The following is an 18,944-nucleotide window of genomic DNA, read 5'->3' as shown; positions in this document are numbered from 1 at the left end:
TGCTCAGACGTTCCTGGTCGCGTCGCGGCGCCCGGTCGCCAGACCGTCGAGTTCGCGCAGGGCATCGAGGGTGTGTACGAGCGTCGTCGCGGCATCCTCGCGAATCTGCTGCCTGGCCTCGTCGATATGTTCTTCGACGCGGTTGAGCGTCTTACGCCGGGGCGATTTGTCATCGATGCTGATACCGAGCATTTCCTGATGGAACCGGTGCTCGGCGGTATTCAGGGTGACCCGCGCCACCGTCTGCAATTCGGTCCAATTGGGCGGGGGTTCCCGATAGGTCCGATCCGCGGCCACCAGGCACTCGACCACTCGCTCGGTCATATACCAGGAAGGTTCGGTCACCATCGGGTCGCCATTGACGCCGAATACGCCCGCCGGATCGTCCCACAACCCCGCCGCGCCCGCCCTGAGCATGCGTCGATCGAGATGCTCCATCGCTAATTTTGACAATTCCATCAGTTTGTCGCGGGCCGCGACATTATTGGACAACCGGGCCGCCTGCAGCATTCGCTTGAGCAGCACGGCCGAGAAATCCGAAACCTCCCACTGCAGCACCGGGCCGCTGTCGACCGACTCGCTGCCGCGCAGCGTCAGCCGCACCCCTGGTGTGTGCAGCTGAACAGCGGGATCGTCCCCGGCGGCTCGACGGATGATTCGGCCGCGCCCGGCCAACTCGTCGAAAATGGCCACCGCCCTTGTCAGATCGTCGTCGGAAGCGGTGCGGGCCACGAGGTCCTGGATCAGCACGGCCGACACGATGAGACTGAAGTAGTCCGACTGCTCACCGTCGGAAGTCCGCCATGGAATGTCCTCCAATGGCCAACCGCCCGAGCCGAATCGCGCGATCGTGGACCAATAGCGCTGGGTCAGCTCCCAGCGGGTCCGCAAGGCCTGGGCCAACCGATGCTGGGTCTCGTCCAGCAGGCCGAGCTCACCGGTTCGCGGCGAGACCAGGTCATTGATGCCGTCCAGCGCGACGATCGTGAAGTAGAGGTAGGGGCGCGGATCGGCGATTCCCGTTTGGGCTCCGATGTTTTCGGTGACGAACTTGACGGGGCTGGCGTCGCGGGCGACTCCCCAGCTCCAGCCGCATTCGAACAGCAGGTTCTCGTCCTCGAGCTCCTTGACCGTCTCTTCCTGGCCAAGGGTGACATCGCTGCGCAGTCGCGCCCTGACCCGCGACAAGCTGGTGCGAACACCCTGGAGCAGCGCATCCTCGGACATGCCCGTCTGATTCAGCATGCCGAGCATCGCTTGTCCCTCAGGGGATTTCGGCCGCACCGTATTGACGACGAAGCTACGGACCAGGCCCGTCATGGCGGCGGTGAGTCGCGTGCTCAGCTGGCCGGACAGCTCCTTGATCCGGTCCTTCAGCCGCCCGCGCGCGGTCCGCTCGAAGGAGCGAAGGAAACGCAGACCCGCCATGCAGACGGTCAGCGACATCGAATACGAGTCGACAACCTCGATCTTGCGCTGTTCCTCAGTGGGTTCGCGCTTTTCACCGGAACGCAGATAACTACCCGCCGAAAAGTTCGGCTGTCCGTCCTCGCGCGTATTGTGCTCGATGTACTCCTCGAGCAGCGACACTATGAAGGTGCCGATTTGCTTCGGATCACCCAACTTGCCGCCGAGCACCGAAATGACGTCTTCCTCCATGCGATCCGGCTCGTCGAGAGCGAAGGTCTCGATCTCGGTTGCGGGATAGAGCAGGCAGAGCAACTGCTCGGAATCGCTGATGGAATTGGCCGACGTCACACCGTCCCAGCGCCAGGACTTCTCATCCCAGCACGCATCGACCAGCGCCCGCCACACATCCAGAATCTGTTGCCTCGGTTGGATTCTCACCTGCCGCCGTCCTCACCCCATGTCGCAGGCGGCGCTCATCCACCTCGCTGCTGCGAACGTCAAAATAACACGGACACCACCGCAATGCGGCCCCACAAAAGTCCCATTCCGGTATCCCCAAACCAACTGCCCGGTATTTCCGAAATAGAACAACTATTTTTCGGAACACGGGCAACCACGGAGCATTCGGCGGCCCGCAGAGCTTGAAGTGACCGCCGAATCCAATGGCGGTTGTCAGAGCATAGAACAACCCGCTCGGCGCATGGCCGGAATCGGATCACTGGACAGTTGCCAGAGTTCAGCGGTCGTCAGAGCATCAGTCGAACCATATCCGCGGTGCGCGCCAACCCTGGAAATGCCTCCGGGGTGGATCGCGGATGCAATGCATGCACTGCGAGCCGAAACATGACCGCGCGCAACAACATCTGCGGCCATTCGGGGAGATCGGACCAGCGCTCGAGCAGACCGTCGTCCGCGCCACCCCAGGCGAGTGCGTCGACGACGATGACACCGGCGGCCCATGGCGCCGGTCGCCAGTACGGCGTGATATCGGTGAGACCGGGAGTGAACACTCCGGCGAACAGAACGGTGCCGAACAGATCCCCGTGGACCAGTTGGGACGGTGTTCGGACCGGTTTGCGCAGCGTCGCCAATTGGCCGATGAGTTCCATACTGCGCTGACCGTCCGGCGAGGTCGCGGTCGGCGTCCCGCCCGCCTGCAGACTGCGCAGCGGTACCGCCTCCCAGGCGGCGCGGTCGGCGGCGACGAATACATCTACATCCACCCAGGGCGCGGTCGGCAGCTGGACCAGGAAGCGGGGACGTTCGAGTTGGGCGGTGGCCTGATGTAGTCGCAGCGATACCGAGACGACTTCGTCGTGACGCGGCTCCGGCACACCCTCCAGATATGTGTCTGCGCGCCAACCGGATACGACATAGCGGCCGTCGGTGGCCCGCACAGGCCGGGCCAGGCGCAGGCCGTCCACCTTCAGGGTTTCGCGGGTCTTCGCCGACCATGCCGCCCTGGCATGGTCGGCGACCGGGCTCAGCACCACATCACCGAGGCGCCAGCCGCCGTCCCAGTCTCCCAGGGAAACCGGGGTCACTTCGCGCAGACCGAACGTGGCGCGCACGTGCTCGGGGGGTTCCACAGAAGTCACGGCCGTACGGTACCGGCTGTGTTGAACTTGCCGCGGCTCCGCCGCGGCGTGTCCACGGCCTCCGATGGCTTGCGGACGTCGCTGGTAAGACTCGCTCCGCAGTGGTTACGTTGCGAGCGAACCTCCCGGCTCGGGCGCGCTGGTCAGTACACCGGCAGTGACTTGTCGACCTGGTTTGCCCAGGCGACGATGCCGCCCTGCACGTGTGTGGCGTCGGAAAAACCCGCGTTCTTGAGCACCGCGAGCACCTCGGCCGAGCGGATGCCCGTCTTGCAGTGCAGGACGATCGGCCGGTTCTGCGGCAGATCCGACAGCGCCTCACCGGAGAGGAACCGATCCTTCGGGATCAGTTTGGCGCCCTCGATGTGCACGATGTCCCATTCGACCGGCTCGCGCACGTCGATGAGCTCGATTTCCTTGCCCGCGTCGATGAGCTCCTTGAGCTCGCGCGCGGTAATCGTCGAGCCCGCGGCCGCGGCCTGGCCCTCTTCGGAGACCACACCGCAGAACGCCTCGTAGTCGATCAGTTCGGTGATCGGCTGACGCTCCGGATCGCGGCGCAGCTTGATGGTCCGGTAGTTCATATCCAGTGCGTCGTAGACCATGAGACGGCCGAGCAGCGGCTCACCGATGCCGGTGATCAGCTTGATCGCCTCGGTCACCATGATCGAACCGATGGAGGCGCACAGCACACCGAGTACGCCGCCCTCGGCGCAGGAGGGCACCATGCCGGGCGGCGGGGCCTCCGGGTAGAGATCGCGGTAGTTGATGCCGCGGCCGTCGGGCGCGTCCTCCCAGAAGACCGAGACCTGGCCCTCGAAGCGGTAGATGGAGCCCCAGACGTAGGGCTTGCCCGCCAGCACCGCCGCATCGTTGACCAGGTAGCGGGTGGCGAAGTTATCGGTGCCGTCGACGATCAGGTCGTATTCGGCGAACAGTTCGACGGCGTTGTCCGGCTCCAGGCGGATCTTGTGCAGCCGGACGTCGATGCCGGAGTTGATCTCGAGAATGGAATCGCGCGCGCTATCGGCCTTCGGGCGGCCGATATCGGATTCACCGTGGATGATCTGGCGCTGCAGATTGGAGGCGTCGACCTCGTCGAATTCGACAATGCCCAGCGTGCCGACACCGGCGGCCGCGAGGTAGAGCAGCGCGGGAGAGCCGAGGCCGCCAGCACCGATCACCAGCACCTTGGCGTTCTTCAGACGTTTCTGCCCGTCGACGCCCAGATCCGGAATGATCAAATGACGGCTATAGCGGGCGATCTCGTCCTTGGTCAGCTCCGCGGCCGGTTCGACCAGCGGCGGCAGGGACTTCGGTGATGACACGTCCTGGACTCCTCGAATCAATTGGCCGATCGCACTGTGGTGGCTCAGCGCCTACTAATCAACACCGACAACCGGACCGTTCTTCCCGACTATGTTCTCGTATCACCAACCGCCGCGTGCAACCGCCCCGCACAACCCTGACCACCACGCAGCGAGTCTTACGAGCGACCGCTCGCGCCGCAGGCACGGCACATAGATGCAGCTCACCCGCGGGGATAGGGCCAGGGGTTGAACCGACAGCGTTTGCCGTCCATCGGGACCACGCCGTCGGGGTCGAGCGCGGCGATGTCGTTGTTCTTGGTGCCGAAGGTCTGCTGCATCATCACCGGCGCCAGCCCGCCGTCGGTCTCGCACGGCTGATGCTGGTGATAGCCGATGGCGTGGCCGACCTCGTGGTTGACCTGGTACTGCCGGTAGGAGCCGATATCGCCCTCGAAGGCCAGCGCACCGCGCACCCAGCGCACCTCCGACAGCACCACCCGGCGCAGGCCGGCATTGAAGCAGGAGGAGTCGATCGGAATATCGAAACCGCATGCCTTGCGCGAGGATTCGCGGGAGGCCAGCGATATGCGGAAGTCCGGTTCGCCGTGATCGATGCGCCGGAAGGCGAATTTGCTGTCGTGCGCCCAGCTCTTCGGATTGTTCAGTGTGCTGTCGACCAGCTTGGCGACGGATTCGTCCCCGCCGAATCCGGAAGTGTCGACGCCGTCCTCGATTTCGACGGTGTACTTGAACTGGAATTCCGTTCCGGTGCCCACCTGCACGGTGCTGCCCGGCACCACATGCCATGTGCCCGCGCCGATTTCGGTGAACGGTCCGCCGTCGGGCAGCGCGCCGGTCGGCAGGTTGGTCGGGAAGTGGCCATCGCCGGGCGGTGCGCCGATGATGCCGGCCGAGGCCGTGTGCGGACTGAGCCGCCCGAATCCGGGTGCGCCGCTGGCGATCTTCGCGGGATCGGTGCCCCCACGCACCGCGTCCACGATCACCAGCACGGTGACCACGAACAGCACGGGCAGGGCGTAGGCACGCCAACCATAGGTGCGGATGAAACGACCGAGTGCACTCTGTTTCTTGGCATCGCGCTCCGGTCTCGGTGGGCGCGAACGATTCTCGTCGGCGGCGGTGGGATCCCAGCGCGCCCGCAGCGGCTGATGGGAGCGATCGACGGGCGGTTCGTACAGACCGAGCGGATTGTAGATCGCGACATCGTTCTTATCCCGCTGCGCCGCCCCGGGTCTGGACGATCGGTCGTTGCCGACCTCGACGCGGCCTCGGGCAGCAGCACCATTTCTAGCGGCTGCCCCCGTACGCACCTCGGGGTCCGGCCTTTCCACAGAGCCCGAGACTACGGAACCGGACGCTGCGGAGCCAGCGGGGCGGTGCGCATCTCGCCCGCCGCCGGAGGATCTTTCCGCGCGGTCGGTCACATTCACCAGCGTCTCACAGGGGGCAATACGGCTGATCCGGGCCGGATACGGGCCGCAACGGGTGCGACATATCTCACCGAGTGGGCTCGATCACCGGCCCCGAGCCGCATGTGAGCTACGACCGGGTATCGTTCATTGGATACCCGGTGTACACCCCATATAGCCGGGGCATCGACTGGGAGAGCCGAAATGACTGACCTCGTGGACCGGATGACGTCGCGCAGAACGTCGTCCGACGCCATGGCGCCGACCAAGCGCGGTACCCGGCTTCCGCGCGACGAGCGTCGTCAACAGCTACTCCTGGCGGCCAGTGAGGTCTTCGTGCAACGCGGCTACCACGCCGCTGGCATGGACGAGATCTCACAGTGCGCCGGAGTCAGCAAGCCGGTGCTGTATCAGCACTTCGCCAGCAAGCTCGAGCTCTACCTGGCGGTGCTACAGAACTACGTCGACATGCTGGTGTCGAGTGTGCGCCAGGCGCTGCGCTCGACCACCGACAACCGCCAGCGCGTCCGCGCCGCCGTGCAGGCCTACTTCGACTTCGTCGACAATGAAATGCAGGGCTTCCGACTGGTTTTCGAATCCGATCTGATCAGCGAGCCGCAGGTGCAGCGCCGGGTCGAGCAGGCCACCGAGGCCTGTGTGGACGCGGTCTTCGATCTGGTCGCCCACGATTCCGGCCTGGATCCCTACCGGGCCAGGATCCTCGCGGTCGGGCTGGTCGGCACCAGCCAGTTCACCGCGCGGTACTGGCTGGAGGCGGACCGGCCGATCCCGAAGGAAGAGGCGGTCGATACCACCGTCGCACTGGCCTGGGGCGGGCTGTCGCACGTGCCGCTGCACCCGATCAACTGAGCCGACAACTCGGACAAGACGCCAGAGCCCCCGCACTCACCCGAGTGCGGGGGCTCTCGTCTGTGGCGTCGCGGTTCGGCTCAGACGGCGGCGAAGCCGACCCGACCGCCGGTGGCGGCGCCGATCTCGACGTAGGCGACCTTCGAGGCCTGGATCAGGAACTTGCGACCCTTCTCGTCGGTGAGCGCGACGACGCCGCCCTCGCCGCTCAGCGCACCGGACACCAGCGCCTCGACCTCGTCCGGGGTCTGCCCGCTATTGATCACGAGCTCGCGCGGGCTATCCGAAATACCGATCTTGACCTCCACGGCCAACCTCCGAACCTAGAGTCCTGTGTGCTGTCGAAATCAAGGCTAATGCTCCCCCGCCTCCCCGGGTATTCAGCGCCCCACTAAGAGCCACGAAATCCACGTCGGCGGCCGACGGTCAGGCAACAATTCAGCTCTGGGCGTTCCCGACGAGTTACCCATGTACCTGCGAAATCAGTGGTCACGTCCGGAATCGACATTCCGCTCCACCGAGTGCGCGGACTGACGTTCGCCTGTCGCGAACTCCGCGCCGCTCGGCGGAAATGCCACTACTTGGGCTCGACGAGCTGGATTTCCAGCTCGATTTTGACGGTGTCGCTGAGCATGCCGGGCAGCGGGCCGCCGACGCCGAAGTCGGTGCGCTTGATGGTGCCGGTCGCGGAGAAGCCCGCGTGCCGGTCGCCGGTTCCGGCGAATACCTGCACACCGCCCCACTCCACATCGAGGGTGACCGGCTTGGTGATCCCACCGAGGGTGGCCTCGCCCTCGACCACGAACGATTCGGCGATCTGGACCGGCTCGACGGCGCGGAAGCTCAGGGTGGGGCGGTTGGCGACATCGAGGAAATCGGCGGTCCGGACGTGGTTGTCGCGATCGGCATTGCCGGTATCGAAGGAGTCGAGGTAGATGGTGGCGCCGAGGGTGGCAGAGCCCTTGTCGTCGACGACGAACTCGGTCTCGAACTTGTTGAAACGGCCGCGGACCTTGGAAATGCCGAGGTGGCGGATGGTGAATTCGACCTGGGAGTGCATGGCGTCCAGGGCCCAGGAACCCGGTACGAGCGCGGTGGCGGTGCTGGATTCGGTAGAAGATGTCATGCGATACACCATGACCGGACCGTGGTCCGTTAACCAGACCGCCGTTATCCTGGACCCCGCAGGGCGCGGCTAACCATCCTAGGACAGGCACGATGAAACGCATGGCACCAAACCTCTTCGCGGAGTACCTCGTGGCCCGGCGCGCCCAATTGCGGCCATCGGATGTGGGTCTACCCGAGGGCCGCCGCCGCCGGACCCCGGGCCTACGCCGCGAAGAGGTCGCGGTGCGGGCCGGAGTGAGCGCCGACTATCTGGCCCGGCTGGAGCAGGGCCGCGATACCAACCCCTCGGGCGCGGTCATCGATGCGCTCGCGCAGGCGCTGCTGATCGAAGGGAAGGATCGCCACCACTTCGGCTGGCTCGCCCTCACCTCGAGTAACGAATCCCGCTGCCCCACCACCGAATCCGTTGCCGAGCAGCCGACGCCCGCGATGGAGACCATCCTGCGCGCACTGCAGCCGACTCCGGCCTTCGTGCTCGGGCGCCGGCTCAATGTGCTCGGCTGGAATCCGGCGTGGGAGGACATCGCGAAACCCCTTGGGCTGCTCGATGATCCAGAAGCCTCGAACCTGGCCTGGTTCACCTTCACCGATCCGCGCGCCGCGCGGGTGCTGCGCAACTGGGACGAGGTGGCCGACAGCTTCTCGGCCGCACTGCGCCGCGCGACCGTGCGCTGGCCGGGCGAGGATCGGCTGCTCGCACTGATCGCCGCACTGCGCGAATATCCGGAATTCGAACGCCGTTGGCAGCCGCAGTATGTCGACGATCTGATCTCCGGGACGCTGCGCTTCGACCATCCCGAGCACGGCCACATCGACATCCCGTTCGAAACGCTCAACGGCGACCGCGATCAGAGCATCGTCGTCTGCCTGACCGATCAGATGCAGGCGCAATCCCCCGGCCTGCGACTGGTCCGTGCGGTGAACGACTGATCAGATACCCAGCACCGCCATGCGCTCGGCATGGCTGGCCTGCATGCGCTCGAACAGCGCGGCGATGCCGTTGAGATCACCCGTCGCGCTGAGTACCAGCTCGGTGAGCTCATCGCGCTGGGCCATCACGTACTGCGCCTGGGTGATCGCCTCACCGAGCAGCCGTCGGCCCCACAGGGTCAGCCGGTCGCGCTCGGAGCGGCTCGTCGCGACCGCGCGGCGCACCTCCTCGACCACGAATTCGGAGTGGCTGGTCTCGGCGAGCACATCCCGGACCACGGCGGCGACCTCGGGAGAAAGGGCACCGGCGATCTCGGTGTAGAAGTCGGCGGCGATACCGTCGCCGACGTAGAACTTCACCATCGACTCGAGCCAGGTCGAGGGGTCGGTGGAGTCGTGGTATGCGTCCAGGGCACGCACGAACGGCGCCATCGCGTCGAAGATGTCGACGCCGCGTTCGGCCAGTGCGGACTCCAGGGTTTCGAAGTGCCGCATCTCGGCGGCGGCCATCTTCGCGACGGCCACCTTGCCGCGCAGCGTCGGCGATAACTTGGCCTCCTCGGCCAGCCGGTAGAACGCGGAGATCTCACCGTAGGCGAGCACCGCGAACAGGTCGACCACGCCGGGATCATCGGCTGCGAAGGACGAGCCGGACAATGAAACCCCCTGCGCGGCAGCTTCCCATGTTCCTAGCGCTGCGGATGACTGTGCTCCCATATCGAGACAGCCTAGCCCCGGTCCGTTACATGTCAGCGTCATCCCGGTACATGTCGGAGTCGTGGCGGCGAACGCGCGGAACCAACGGTGGCTCAGGACAGCTCGGCCAGGAACTTGTCGAGGTAGGTCCAGGTGGTCTCGCGCGCGGTTTCGCCGGTGAGGATGCCCAGGTGGCTGCCGGGGGCGCTCTCGTAGCGGACGAACCGTGCACCGGTGAGGGTGCGCTGCCCGCCCGCCACGGCGGGGGCCGGGGTGATGACATCGGTGGGTCCGCCGACGAGCAGCACCGGCGCGGTCACCTGCGCCAACTCGATGCGGCGCGCGCCGAGCCGCACGACGCCGCGGCCGATGTCGTTGTTGAGGATCAGGCGGCCCCACAGCTGGCCGTAGAAGCGACCGGGATAGCCGGGCATCTGCGCCATGAAGCGGTCGATGGACTCCATTTTGGCCAGGGATTCGGTGCGGGCGATATTGCTCGCGACGAACCACGGTCGGGTGAGTTCGCGATCCCATGCGGTGACCCGGTAGGCGATCCGGGTCAGCGTGGCCGGAATGCCGCCCGCCGCGCGCACCGCGGTCGAGGTCGCGATGCCGCCGGTCAATTTGGCGACCGCGCGCAGCTGCGGAATGCCGGTCATCTTGTCGTAGTCCAGCGGCGCGCCGACCGCGGTGATGGAGCGGATCGGCAGTTCGGGGTGCGCCGCCGCGGTCAGCAGCGCCAGGGTGCCGCCGATGGACCAGCCGACCAGATCGACGGGCTTACCGTCGCGATCTGCCGAGGTGCGCAGAATCGCCTCCGGCAGGATGTCGTCGATCCAGGTTTCGAACCCCATCCGCCGGTCGGCGAAGGTGATCTCGCCATAGTCGACGACATAGGGCGTGCGGCCGGTCTCGAGCAGGAATCTGGCAACGCTCTGATCGGGGCGCAGATCGAAGCAACTGGCGGGCGCGGCCAGCGGCGGCACCAGCAGCACCGCCGAATCGGTTGTGGCAGTGGCGGATTCACTTGCCTCGAAGCGGCGCAGCTGCCGGTGCGGTTCATCCCACAGCACCGTCGACGGGGCGGGATCCGGTGTTTCGACGCCTTGGCCGAAGGTCAGCGCCCAGGCATTGCGCGCGGCGATGGTGACGGTGTCGGTGAAACTCACACCCAAGAATCTCTCACATCTCGGTACCGGCGGTAACAGGCAAGTCCGGTTTGTGAGCACCGCCGCATATTCGGCCCAACACCATGCCGATTCAGCCCGACGCCATCCGATTCAGCTCTGCGCCATGCCGATCGGGCTGATCGGCGGCACCAGGCTTTCCTGAACGCGCTGCACCAAGGGCGCGAGCGTATCGGTCAGTTCGGCGATCGCGTCCTGCGACAGCGCCGACAGTGCGCCGTTCCAGGCGGCCTCGTCGGTAGTGGCCTCCACCTGATCGAGCAATTCGGCGCCAGCGCCGGTCAACGCCGGACTGGTCGGCTCACCCTCGATCAACCCCCGGGCCCGCAACTCGTCGGCGATATCGGACCATTCCCGCTCCGACCAGCCACGCGCGGGCCGCATCACCGATTCCGGCGCCTTACCCGCCGCCACCTGCAGTACCAGCGCCTGCGATCCGGTCAACCCGTAGCTGATCAGCGCCGCCACATGTCCGTCACCGCGATGCTCGCGCAGTGTGGTGGCCAGCTGCCACAGCGCGGCCACCGGATCGGCGGACAGGGGCAATTCCGCATTCGCCGCGTACAACGCCCGGCCGGTCGCATCGGCCGCGCGCGATACCGGTTCGAGCAGATCCACCGCGCGGGCGCATTCGGCATCACCGGCTCCGGCCCCACGCAACAGACCGGTAGAAAAATCGAGCCGGGCCGCCAGACATTCCTCCGGGGTCGTCCTGGCCCACGCGTCGGGCACCGCCTTGCCGACCATATCGGGATGGAATCCGGCGAAGGTCGCCGATACCGCGCCCGCGCGCACCGCGCCGAGCGGAGCGGCCCGGAACGCGAAGTAGGTCTGCCAGAATCCGCGCAACCCGAGCGCCAGTCCGGCCTCCTTGACACCCGCACCGAAATACACCACATCATGTAGCGGTTCGAGCGTGGTCCAGATTCGGCGCGCCAAGTGAATTACCATGTCGCGCAGCGTACGTCGAAGAACCATCCGAGGAAACCGGACTTTTGGCACGGAAAATGCCGACCATTTCGATCGACCCAGATACGGTCGCTACGGTGGTGGCAATTCGAGCCGTGCACAATATCACGCTACAATCTCTGCGGACAACGGAAATTTTCGTCCCATCGAGGCGCCGATCACTTGGGCGCCAGAGTTCCGGCGGCGAGGTTTTCGACGTTCAGGAATATGTGCGCGCACCAGATCCGCATCACCCTTGCGCCGCGCCGATGTCTCCCGAGGTAGCCGCCACAACGACGAGCTCCCGCCGACATCAGGGACAGTGGCCGAGGTGAGTATCACAGGCGGATACGTGGTCGTCGCGGACCGACCGGTCCGCCCCACGCCTCGTGCGCGCGTGACGCGATAACGAGGAAAGGCACGAACCTGAGCAAGATCACTGTCGAACAGGAACCGGGTCTGGCGGATACGCTGCTGACCGCCGAACTGGACGAATCCCACACCGCCCCGACATTCACCGAATTGGGGGTTCGCGATGAAATCGTGCGAGCACTCGGTGAGATCGGAATCGAACGAACTTTCGCAATTCAGGAACTGACCCTGCCGTTGGCACTCGCTGGTGAAGACCTCATCGGCCAGGCCCGCACCGGTATGGGAAAGACCTTCGGATTCGGCGTACCGCTGCTGCACCGGATCACCACCGCCGACTCCGGGACGACCCCGCTGGACGGCACTCCGCGGGCACTGATCATCGTGCCGACGCGCGAACTCTGCATCCAGGTCACCCAGGATCTGGAGAACGCGAGCAAGCACCTGAAGAACCACCAGGGTCAGCTGCGCGTGCTCTCGATCTACGGCGGCCGCCCTTACGAATCCCAGATCGCCGCACTGCGCGCGGGCGTCGACGTCGTCGTCGGAACTCCTGGCCGACTCATGGATCTGGCCGATCAGGGCCATCTGATTCTCGGCAAGATCGGCGTGCTCGTCCTGGACGAGGCCGATGAAATGCTGGATCTGGGCTTCCTACCCGATATCGAGCGCATTCTCGGCATGGTTCCGGCGCAACGCCAGACCATGCTGTTCTCGGCCACCATGCCGGGCCCGATCATCACCCTGGCCCGCACCTTCCTGACCCGGCCGACCCATATCCGCGCCGAGGAGCCACACGACTCCGCCGTGCACGACCGCACCGCGCAGTTCGTCTACCGGGCGCACGCACTGGACAAGAGCGAGCTGATCGCCAAGGTGCTACAGGCCGAGAGCCGCGGCGCGACCATGGTCTTCACCCGTACCAAGCGCACCGCGCAGAAGGTCGCCGATGAACTCGCCGAGCGCGGCTTCGCCGTCGGCGCCGTACACGGTGACCTCGGGCAGATCGCCAGGGAGAAGGCGCTCACCAAATTCCGCAAGGGCACCATCGACGTGCTGGTCGCGACCGATGTCGCCGCGCGCGGTATCGATATCGACGACGTCACCCACGTCATCAACTACCAGTGCCCGGAGGATGAGAAGACCTACGTGCACCGGATCGGGCGCACCGGCCGGGCCGGACGCACCGGTGTCGCGGTGACGCTGATCGACTGGGACGAGCTGAACCGCTGGGCCGCCATCGACACCGCGCTCGGCCTCGGCATCCCGGACCCGGTCGAGACGTATTCCCGCTCCCCGCATCTGTTCTCGGATCTCGGCATCCCCGAGGGCGTCACCGGCACGATTCGCAAGGCCAAGCCGGTGCGCGACGAGGACGCCGAAGTGGTCGAGCGCCCCGCTCGCACGCCGCGCAAGCGCAATCGCAGACGCACTCGTGGCGGCCAGCCGATCGACGACGCGGTCAACGGCACCGACAGCGGTGCGACCGACAGCGCCGAAACCGATACCGCCGCAGCCCCATCCGACACCGCGTCGAACGTCGACGCCGACGACACGGCCGATAAGCCCGCCCGTCGCCGCCGCCGTCGCCGCAGGTCCGGCGGCGACACCGAGCCCGGCACCGAGTCGAATGGCAACGGCGACAACGACAACGGTGCGACCGCCGCGGCGGACACCAGCTCCGACGAAGCCGACACCAGCGATCAGCCCGCGCGCCGTCGGCGCCGCCGTCGCAAGCCCGCGGACGAAGCTGCCGCGGATACCGCCCCTGCGGCGGATAACGCTCCCGCGACGGTTACCGCATCGGCCTAGTCGATACCCGGGCGCGTCCGTCACGGACGGGCGCGCCTGTGCCGAACAATCCGGACGAGAGCCGATCACATCGGTCGGCCGACACGTTGTAGTCTCGCAAACGTGCTCGCACCCGAGCGGCGAACGCGCGCCGACATCATCTCCGCAGTCGCGATCGCCGTGGTTGTGGTGATCGCGGCAGTCGTGGTGTGGGCGCGCAGTGATGCCAGGGGCACCGAGTCGGTGACGGCCGAACATCCGATGTCCACTCCGGCGGCCGCGGATCAGGTGCCGACCAGTCTGCACGAGCTCTGGCATGCCGCCGACCCCGCCGCGAATCGCGCGCTGGTGGCCGCGGGCACGGTGGTCACCGGCGAAGACGGCACGGTCACCGGTCACGATCCACGCACCGGCGCCGACCTGTGGCACTACCGGCGCGACCTACCGCTGTGCGGCGTCGAATCGCAATTCGGCACGGTGATCGCGGTGTACAAGGATCAGCGCGGCTGCAGCCAGGCCACCCTGCTGGCCGGCGAGGACGGTTCGCGGCGGACCGCGCGCAGCAGCTATATGGATCCCGCGGTGCAGCTATCCGTAGACGGCACTTACGTGCTGGCCCAGGGACCGCGGCGGCTGGAAATGTGGCGCTCGGATCTGGTGCGCACCATCGAATACGGCTACGTCGACGCCCCCGTCAATGTGAAGACCCAGCCGCGCAAGGGCTGCAAACTGCTCTCGTCGAGTTCGAGCTCCACCCGGCTCGCCGTACTCGAACGCTGCCCCGAAGACCCCACCAACCGGCTGACCGTCCTCAATCCCGCGCCGAAGGACAACACGGTGCCCGAAGAGTACGGCTCGCACATACTCAGCGGACTCGGCGCGGACTCTCCCGACGCGCGCGTAATCGCGGTGTCCGACAACCGAATCGTGCTGTACCTGCCCGGTGCGGCGGCCAGCGCCGGCGCCGAGGCGACCGCCCCGCGACTCGAGGTCTTCGACAGCACCGGGAACGCGCTGACGGTGCACCAACTCTCCGCACCGCTGAGCGATAAGACGACGACCACGCGGATCAGCTCGCTGTTCCTGGTATTCACCGGCAATAGCCTGATCGCCTTGAATGCCAGCACTTTCGATCCGATCTGGGCCGCCCCCGGCGCACTCGGCAGCCCGGTGTTCATGGCGGGCCGACTACTCATGCCGGTGGACGGCGCGATCGCCGTCCTCGACCCCACTTCGGGCACCGAGGTGTCCCGGATTCCGGTGTCGCGGCCCGGCTACGACGGCTCCCCCATCTCACTGGCCGTACTCGGCACGACCGTGCTGGAAAAGCGCGGGTCCGAACTCTTCGCACTCGGCTAGGACCCGCCCGTCACGGGCGCTGTCGGACCCGTGCCCCATGATGGAAGTCATGTCCGCACTCGACGCCGCCCGCTTGGTCCTGCTCCGGCACGGCGAAACCACCTGGTCGAACCAGCGGCGCCACACCGGCCGCACCGATCTGCCGCTCACCGAACGCGGTGCGGCGCAGGCCCGCGCCGCGGGCGGACTGCTGAGCGAGCTGAAGCTGCGCGATCCGCTGGTACTCACCAGCCCCCGCCAGCGTGCCGTGCACACCGCGGCGCTCGCCGGACTCACCGATGCCGTGGTCGATGACGATCTGGCCGAATGGGATTACGGCGACTACGAGGGCCGGACCAGTGTCGAGATCCGCGAGCACGATCCAGGATGGACCATCTGGACCGGAACCGTGCCGGGCGGCGAGACGGCCGCACAGGTCAGCGCCCGCGCCGACCGCGTGCTCGCATCGGTCGAACCCGCACTGTCGGACCGGGATATCGTGCTGGTCGGGCACGGTCATTTCTCCCGGGCGCTGATCGCCCGCTGGGCCGAACTCGATATCCGGGAGGGGCGACGGTTCGCCATGTCCACCGCCGCGATAACCGTCCTCGGGTATGAACACGAGGAACGAACCATCCTGGCGCACAACCTAGTTCCCGCTGATGATGGAGCCGCACTATGACCCACTCCGGCCAGATCCGCCGTGCCGTCCCCGCCGATGTACCCGCGCTCGTCGGTCTGGTCGAAGACCTCGCCGAATACGAGAAGGCCCGCGACGAGTGCACACTGACCGCCGAACAGCTGCACACCGCCCTGTTCGGACCCTCGCCCGCGGTCTTCGCCCACGTCGCCGCGGACGAGACGGGTGTGGTCGGCTGTGCGATCTGGTTCCTGAACTACTCCACCTGGACCGGCGTGCACGGCATCTACCTGGAGGACCTCTACGTCAAGCCGGAGACCCGCGGCAAGGGGTACGGCAAGGCGCTGCTCGCCGCGCTCGCCAAGGAGGCCGCCGCCAATGGCTACAGCCGGGTCGACTGGTCCGTGCTGACCTGGAACACACCCTCCATCGAGTTCTACAAATCCATCGGCGCCAACCCCCAGGACGAATGGGTCGGCTACCGCCTCACCGGCGCGGCCATCGACAAGCTCGCCGCCGAGGCCTGGTGACCGAATCCGCTCGGTAGCGAATCAACGTGGCGCAATACGGATTTCGAGTACAGCAATGAAGGTTGACACACCTGCCGAATGGCCGAGCACCGCGGACGACGCGATAGCGGTCCAGGATGCGTTGCGGCCGTTGGTGATTGCGGCCGACCCGCGCCCGCCACGGTTCCGCACCATCGCCGGAGTCGACTCGGCCTATGACGACGAGACCGGCATCGTCGCCACGGCGGTGGCCGTATTGGACAGTGACACACTGGAACCCGTCGAATCCGCGGTCGCGCACGGTACCGTCACCTTCCCCTACGTGCCGGGTCTGCTGTCCTTCCGCGAGCTGCCGACCACCCTCGCCGCGCTCGAAAAGCTCGACACCGCACCGGATCTGCTGATCTGCGACGGCCAGGGACTGGCCCACCCGCGCCGCTTCGGCCTGGCCTGCCACGTCGGAATCCTCACGGACACACCGACGATCGGCGTCGCCAAGACACCGTGGGGCGACTATCGGCCGCCCGGTCCGGAACGCGGCTCGGCCAGCGCTATCACCATGGACGGTCAGCTCGTCGGGCGCGCCCTGCGCACCCGGCGCGCCATCAAACCGGTATTCGTCTCGGTGGGACATCTCATCGACCTCGACACCGCGTGCGCCCAGGTGCTCGCGCTCACCCCGCGCTACCGCCAGCCCGAGACCACCCGGCAGGCCGACCACCTGTGCCGTCGGGCACTGCGCGCCGCGACCGCTGAGCCCGGCTACTTCGATTCGGGCGCGTCGGAGTCGATGCCGTACACCTGCGCCATCCAGCGATTCGACGCGGGTGCGAACAACAGGACCAGTGCGCCGATCACCACAATGCCGAGCAGCGCGCCCAACACCGGCTGATGCGAATCGGTCAGCAGCGACCAGGTCACCGGAAGCAGCAGCACCTGCGCGATCACGGCGATGGCGCGGCCCCACCGGTGTCCGAGCACCAGACCGATTCCGGCCGCGAGCACCGCACCGCCGAGAATGCCGAACCACGCGGCCGTGCCGTACCCGCTGGTGGCACTCTGATCGTGCCCGAGCAGTCCGCGCACGATCAGCACGATCGCCACGATCACCGCGACCGCGCCCTCCAGCGCGACCAACCCGCCCGCACCACGCACCGTCACCGGCGCGCCCCCGGCCACCGCGCCGCTGTCAACCTCGTCCTTGCCGCTGTCCGCCACGGGCCAAGCCTAGAACGCACTTGCCGGCTTTTCGGACCGGGCCGTCAGCCGATTAGGCTTCCGAAGGTGCGGACGCTGCTGATCGTGAACCCGAATGCCACCTCGACTACACCAGCGACTCGGGATCTGCTCGCGCACGCGTTGGAGAGTCGGACCCAGCTGACCGTCGCGCATACCCAGCATCGCGGCCACGCGGCGGAGTTGGCGCAGTGGGCATCGACCAACGAGATGGATCTGATCGTCGTACACGGCGGCGATGGGACGGTCAACGAGACCATCAACGGTTTCCTGCCGCTACCCGAACTGAACGACGGACAGGCCTGGCTGCCGCGGCTCGGCGTGATCCCCGGCGGGTCGGCGAATGTATTCGCGCGGGCACTGGGCATCTCCCCCGATCCGGTGACCGCGACCAACCAGCTCATCGACCTGCTCACCCTCGACCGCGACCGCAAAATCGGCCTCGGACTGGCCGATGACCGCTGGTTCGGCTTCAGTGCGGGCGTCGGCCTCGACGCCGACGTGTGTGAGGCGATCGACAACAGTCGCGCCAATGGTCACGCGGCCACTCCCGGTCGCTATGTTCGAACAACTGTGCGACAATTCTTCAAAGCGAAGCGCAACGAACCGACCGTCCGGCTCGAAATTCCGGGATATGCACCCGTCGAGGGCGTCCATTACGCCTTCGTGACGAACGCGAGTCCGTGGACCTATCTGAACGACACCCCGGTGCACACAAACCCGGGTACAACCTTCGAAACGGGTCTCGGCGTGTTTGCCGTGCGGTCGATGTCGGTGGTCTCGACCCTGCTGCTCGCTCGTCAGCTGCTCGCCGCTGGCGGAAATCCCAAGTCCCGCAATCTATTTCGTGAGGACGATGTGCCGACCGTGCGAATCGAGGCCAGCGAACCCATCGGTCTGCAAATCGATGGCGACTTTATTGGAAAACGCAACATGGTGGATTTCACAGCTGTGCCGAACGTGCTCGAGGTCGTCGCTCCGCGTCCGGAATGAGTACGAAACGCGCGAAAAAACTCGGTGTTGTGCTGCGAAAACCAGGTAGAGCGAGTACAAAGGACCGGTCAGGTTCCCCGTAGGGGGACCTTGAGAGCGTGAGCTTCCCCACGGTGCACCGGATACCTATTGACATCTACGGTGTTCGTGAAAGCATTCACAAGCAACCGTGCGGAAACATTCGAGTCGCACAAGTGAACGATCCACAAACCGTCGGCGCCCTTTGCGGCGCCCAGCAAAGGAGCAGAGGAATGGACTGGCGCCACAAGGCCATCTGTCGCGACGAGGACCCCGAGCTGTTCTTCCCGGTGGGTAACAGCGGTCCTGCGCTCGCGCAGATTGCCGATGCCAAGCTGGTCTGCGCTCGCTGCCCCGTTACCGCCGATTGCCTGTCCTGGGCCCTGAAGTCCGGGCAGGATGCGGGCGTGTGGGGTGGCATGAGCGAGGACGAGCGTCGCGCGCTCAAGCGTCGCAACGCCCGCACGCGGACCCGCACCGTCGTCTAGTAGGACGACAAGCGTTACCGGACCTTCCAGCCCGGCCCGGTAACGCGGTCAAGCC

Annotated in this window: 18 protein-coding genes and 1 pseudogene; 9 read left to right on the top strand and 10 right to left on the bottom strand. The window is 66.3% G+C overall.

Translation table 11 applies throughout. The annotated features are described in order from the left end of the window. Nucleotides 1–3 precede the first annotated feature (3 nt). The 4 genes from ACQP0C_RS08875 to ACQP0C_RS08860 form a co-directional block, all read right to left on the bottom strand. A complete protein-coding gene (locus ACQP0C_RS08875) occupies nucleotides 4–1,848 on the bottom strand; it encodes an SCO2524 family protein (RefSeq protein WP_433732336.1) in 1,845 nt (614 codons plus the stop codon). 308 nt (nucleotides 1,849–2,156) lie between these two features. Next, on the bottom strand, nucleotides 2,157–3,008 hold the full coding sequence (locus ACQP0C_RS08870) for a TIGR02569 family protein (protein WP_433732334.1): 852 nt from the start codon (nucleotides 3,006–3,008) through the stop codon (nucleotides 2,157–2,159). Nucleotides 3,009–3,151: 143 nt separating this feature from the next. Beyond that, on the bottom strand, nucleotides 3,152–4,336 hold the full coding sequence (gene moeZ / locus ACQP0C_RS08865) for an adenylyltransferase/sulfurtransferase MoeZ (RefSeq protein ID WP_433732332.1): 1,185 nt from the start codon (nucleotides 4,334–4,336) through the stop codon (nucleotides 3,152–3,154). Nucleotides 4,337–4,539: 203 nt separating this feature from the next. Then, complete coding sequence (locus ACQP0C_RS08860) at nucleotides 4,540–5,670, bottom strand: DUF3152 domain-containing protein (protein WP_433732330.1); 1,131 nt, start codon at nucleotides 5,668–5,670, stop codon at nucleotides 4,540–4,542. Between the two features lie 282 nt (nucleotides 5,671–5,952). On the opposite strand from ACQP0C_RS08860, the gene ACQP0C_RS08855 reads away from it, so the two are divergent. Beyond that, nucleotides 5,953–6,618, top strand: coding sequence for a TetR/AcrR family transcriptional regulator (locus ACQP0C_RS08855; protein WP_355177032.1), 666 nt, complete (start codon nucleotides 5,953–5,955; stop codon nucleotides 6,616–6,618). A gap of 80 nt (nucleotides 6,619–6,698) precedes the next feature. On the opposite strand, the gene ACQP0C_RS08850 is transcribed toward ACQP0C_RS08855, so the two are convergent. Then, nucleotides 6,699–6,926 carry a DUF3107 domain-containing protein gene (locus ACQP0C_RS08850; protein ID WP_062984284.1) on the bottom strand — a complete coding sequence of 76 codons (228 nt, stop codon included), beginning with the start codon at nucleotides 6,924–6,926 and terminating at the stop codon, nucleotides 6,699–6,701. Nucleotides 6,927–7,195: 269 nt separating this feature from the next. Then, nucleotides 7,196–7,744, bottom strand: coding sequence for a YceI family protein (locus ACQP0C_RS08845; protein WP_433732328.1), 549 nt, complete (start codon nucleotides 7,742–7,744; stop codon nucleotides 7,196–7,198). Nucleotides 7,745–7,845: 101 nt separating this feature from the next. Between ACQP0C_RS08845 and ACQP0C_RS08840 the strand changes: the two genes are divergently transcribed. After that, on the top strand, nucleotides 7,846–8,676 hold the full coding sequence (locus ACQP0C_RS08840; protein ID WP_433732326.1) for a helix-turn-helix transcriptional regulator: 831 nt from the start codon (nucleotides 7,846–7,848) through the stop codon (nucleotides 8,674–8,676). On the opposite strand, the gene ACQP0C_RS08835 is transcribed toward ACQP0C_RS08840, so the two are convergent. The 3 genes from ACQP0C_RS08835 to ACQP0C_RS08825 all read right to left on the bottom strand — a co-directional run bounded on the left by ACQP0C_RS08835 (nucleotide 8,677) and on the right by ACQP0C_RS08825 (nucleotide 11,510). Continuing rightward, nucleotides 8,677–9,393, bottom strand: a complete 717-nt coding sequence (locus tag ACQP0C_RS08835) for a ferritin-like fold-containing protein (RefSeq protein ID WP_433732323.1) — start codon at nucleotides 9,391–9,393, stop codon at nucleotides 8,677–8,679. Nucleotides 9,394–9,485: 92 nt separating this feature from the next. Then, nucleotides 9,486–10,541 (bottom strand): alpha/beta fold hydrolase, encoded by a 1,056-nt coding sequence (locus tag ACQP0C_RS08830; RefSeq protein ID WP_433732322.1) that lies wholly within the window; start codon nucleotides 10,539–10,541, stop codon nucleotides 9,486–9,488. 111 nt (nucleotides 10,542–10,652) lie between these two features. Next, complete coding sequence (locus ACQP0C_RS08825) at nucleotides 10,653–11,510, bottom strand: SCO6745 family protein (RefSeq protein WP_433732320.1); 858 nt, start codon at nucleotides 11,508–11,510, stop codon at nucleotides 10,653–10,655. A 432-nt stretch (nucleotides 11,511–11,942) separates the two neighbouring features. On the opposite strand from ACQP0C_RS08825, the gene ACQP0C_RS08820 reads away from it, so the two are divergent. The 5 genes and pseudogenes from ACQP0C_RS08820 to ACQP0C_RS08800 all read left to right on the top strand — a co-directional run. Then, complete coding sequence (locus ACQP0C_RS08820) at nucleotides 11,943–13,688, top strand: DEAD/DEAH box helicase (RefSeq protein ID WP_433734484.1); 1,746 nt, start codon at nucleotides 11,943–11,945, stop codon at nucleotides 13,686–13,688. A 102-nt stretch (nucleotides 13,689–13,790) separates the two neighbouring features. After that, entirely contained in the window at nucleotides 13,791–15,026 is a 1,236-nt protein-coding gene (locus tag ACQP0C_RS08815; protein WP_433732318.1) for an Rv3212 family protein, read from the top strand. Nucleotides 15,027–15,075: 49 nt separating this feature from the next. Further along, nucleotides 15,076–15,687 (top strand): acid phosphatase, encoded by a 612-nt coding sequence (locus ACQP0C_RS08810; protein ID WP_433732316.1) that lies wholly within the window; start codon nucleotides 15,076–15,078, stop codon nucleotides 15,685–15,687. Further along, the gene (locus ACQP0C_RS08805) at nucleotides 15,684–16,175 is read left to right on the top strand and encodes an N-acetyltransferase family protein (protein ID WP_433732314.1); all 492 of its coding nucleotides are present in this window, start codon (nucleotides 15,684–15,686) and stop codon (nucleotides 16,173–16,175) included. Before ACQP0C_RS08810 ends, ACQP0C_RS08805 begins: the two co-directional genes overlap by 4 nt. Nucleotides 16,176–16,230: 55 nt before the next feature. Further along, nucleotides 16,231–16,863: pseudogene (locus ACQP0C_RS08800) on the top strand (endonuclease V); the annotation flags it as partial. Nucleotides 16,864–16,916: 53 nt separating this feature from the next. On the opposite strand, the gene ACQP0C_RS08795 reads toward ACQP0C_RS08800, so the two are convergent. After that, nucleotides 16,917–17,372: a hypothetical protein gene (locus ACQP0C_RS08795; protein WP_433732311.1), complete on the bottom strand. Its 456-nt coding sequence runs from the start codon at nucleotides 17,370–17,372 to the stop codon at nucleotides 16,917–16,919. A 66-nt stretch (nucleotides 17,373–17,438) separates the two neighbouring features. Between ACQP0C_RS08795 and ACQP0C_RS08790 the strand changes: the two genes are divergently transcribed. Together ACQP0C_RS08790 and ACQP0C_RS08785 are read left to right on the top strand one after the other, a co-directional pair. Continuing rightward, a complete protein-coding gene (locus ACQP0C_RS08790; RefSeq protein ID WP_433732308.1) occupies nucleotides 17,439–18,383 on the top strand; it encodes a diacylglycerol/lipid kinase family protein in 945 nt (314 codons plus the stop codon). A gap of 251 nt (nucleotides 18,384–18,634) precedes the next feature. Next, nucleotides 18,635–18,889: a WhiB family transcriptional regulator gene (locus tag ACQP0C_RS08785; protein WP_011211115.1), complete on the top strand. Its 255-nt coding sequence runs from the start codon at nucleotides 18,635–18,637 to the stop codon at nucleotides 18,887–18,889. Nucleotides 18,890–18,944 lie beyond the last annotated feature (55 nt).

It is taken from the genome of Nocardia sp. CA-129566 (genome assembly GCF_050956075.1).
Classification (GTDB): domain Bacteria; phylum Actinomycetota; class Actinomycetes; order Mycobacteriales; family Mycobacteriaceae; genus Nocardia.
The sequence above is the reverse complement of the archived record's forward strand: the minus strand, read 5'-3'. Positions and strand labels throughout refer to the sequence as shown.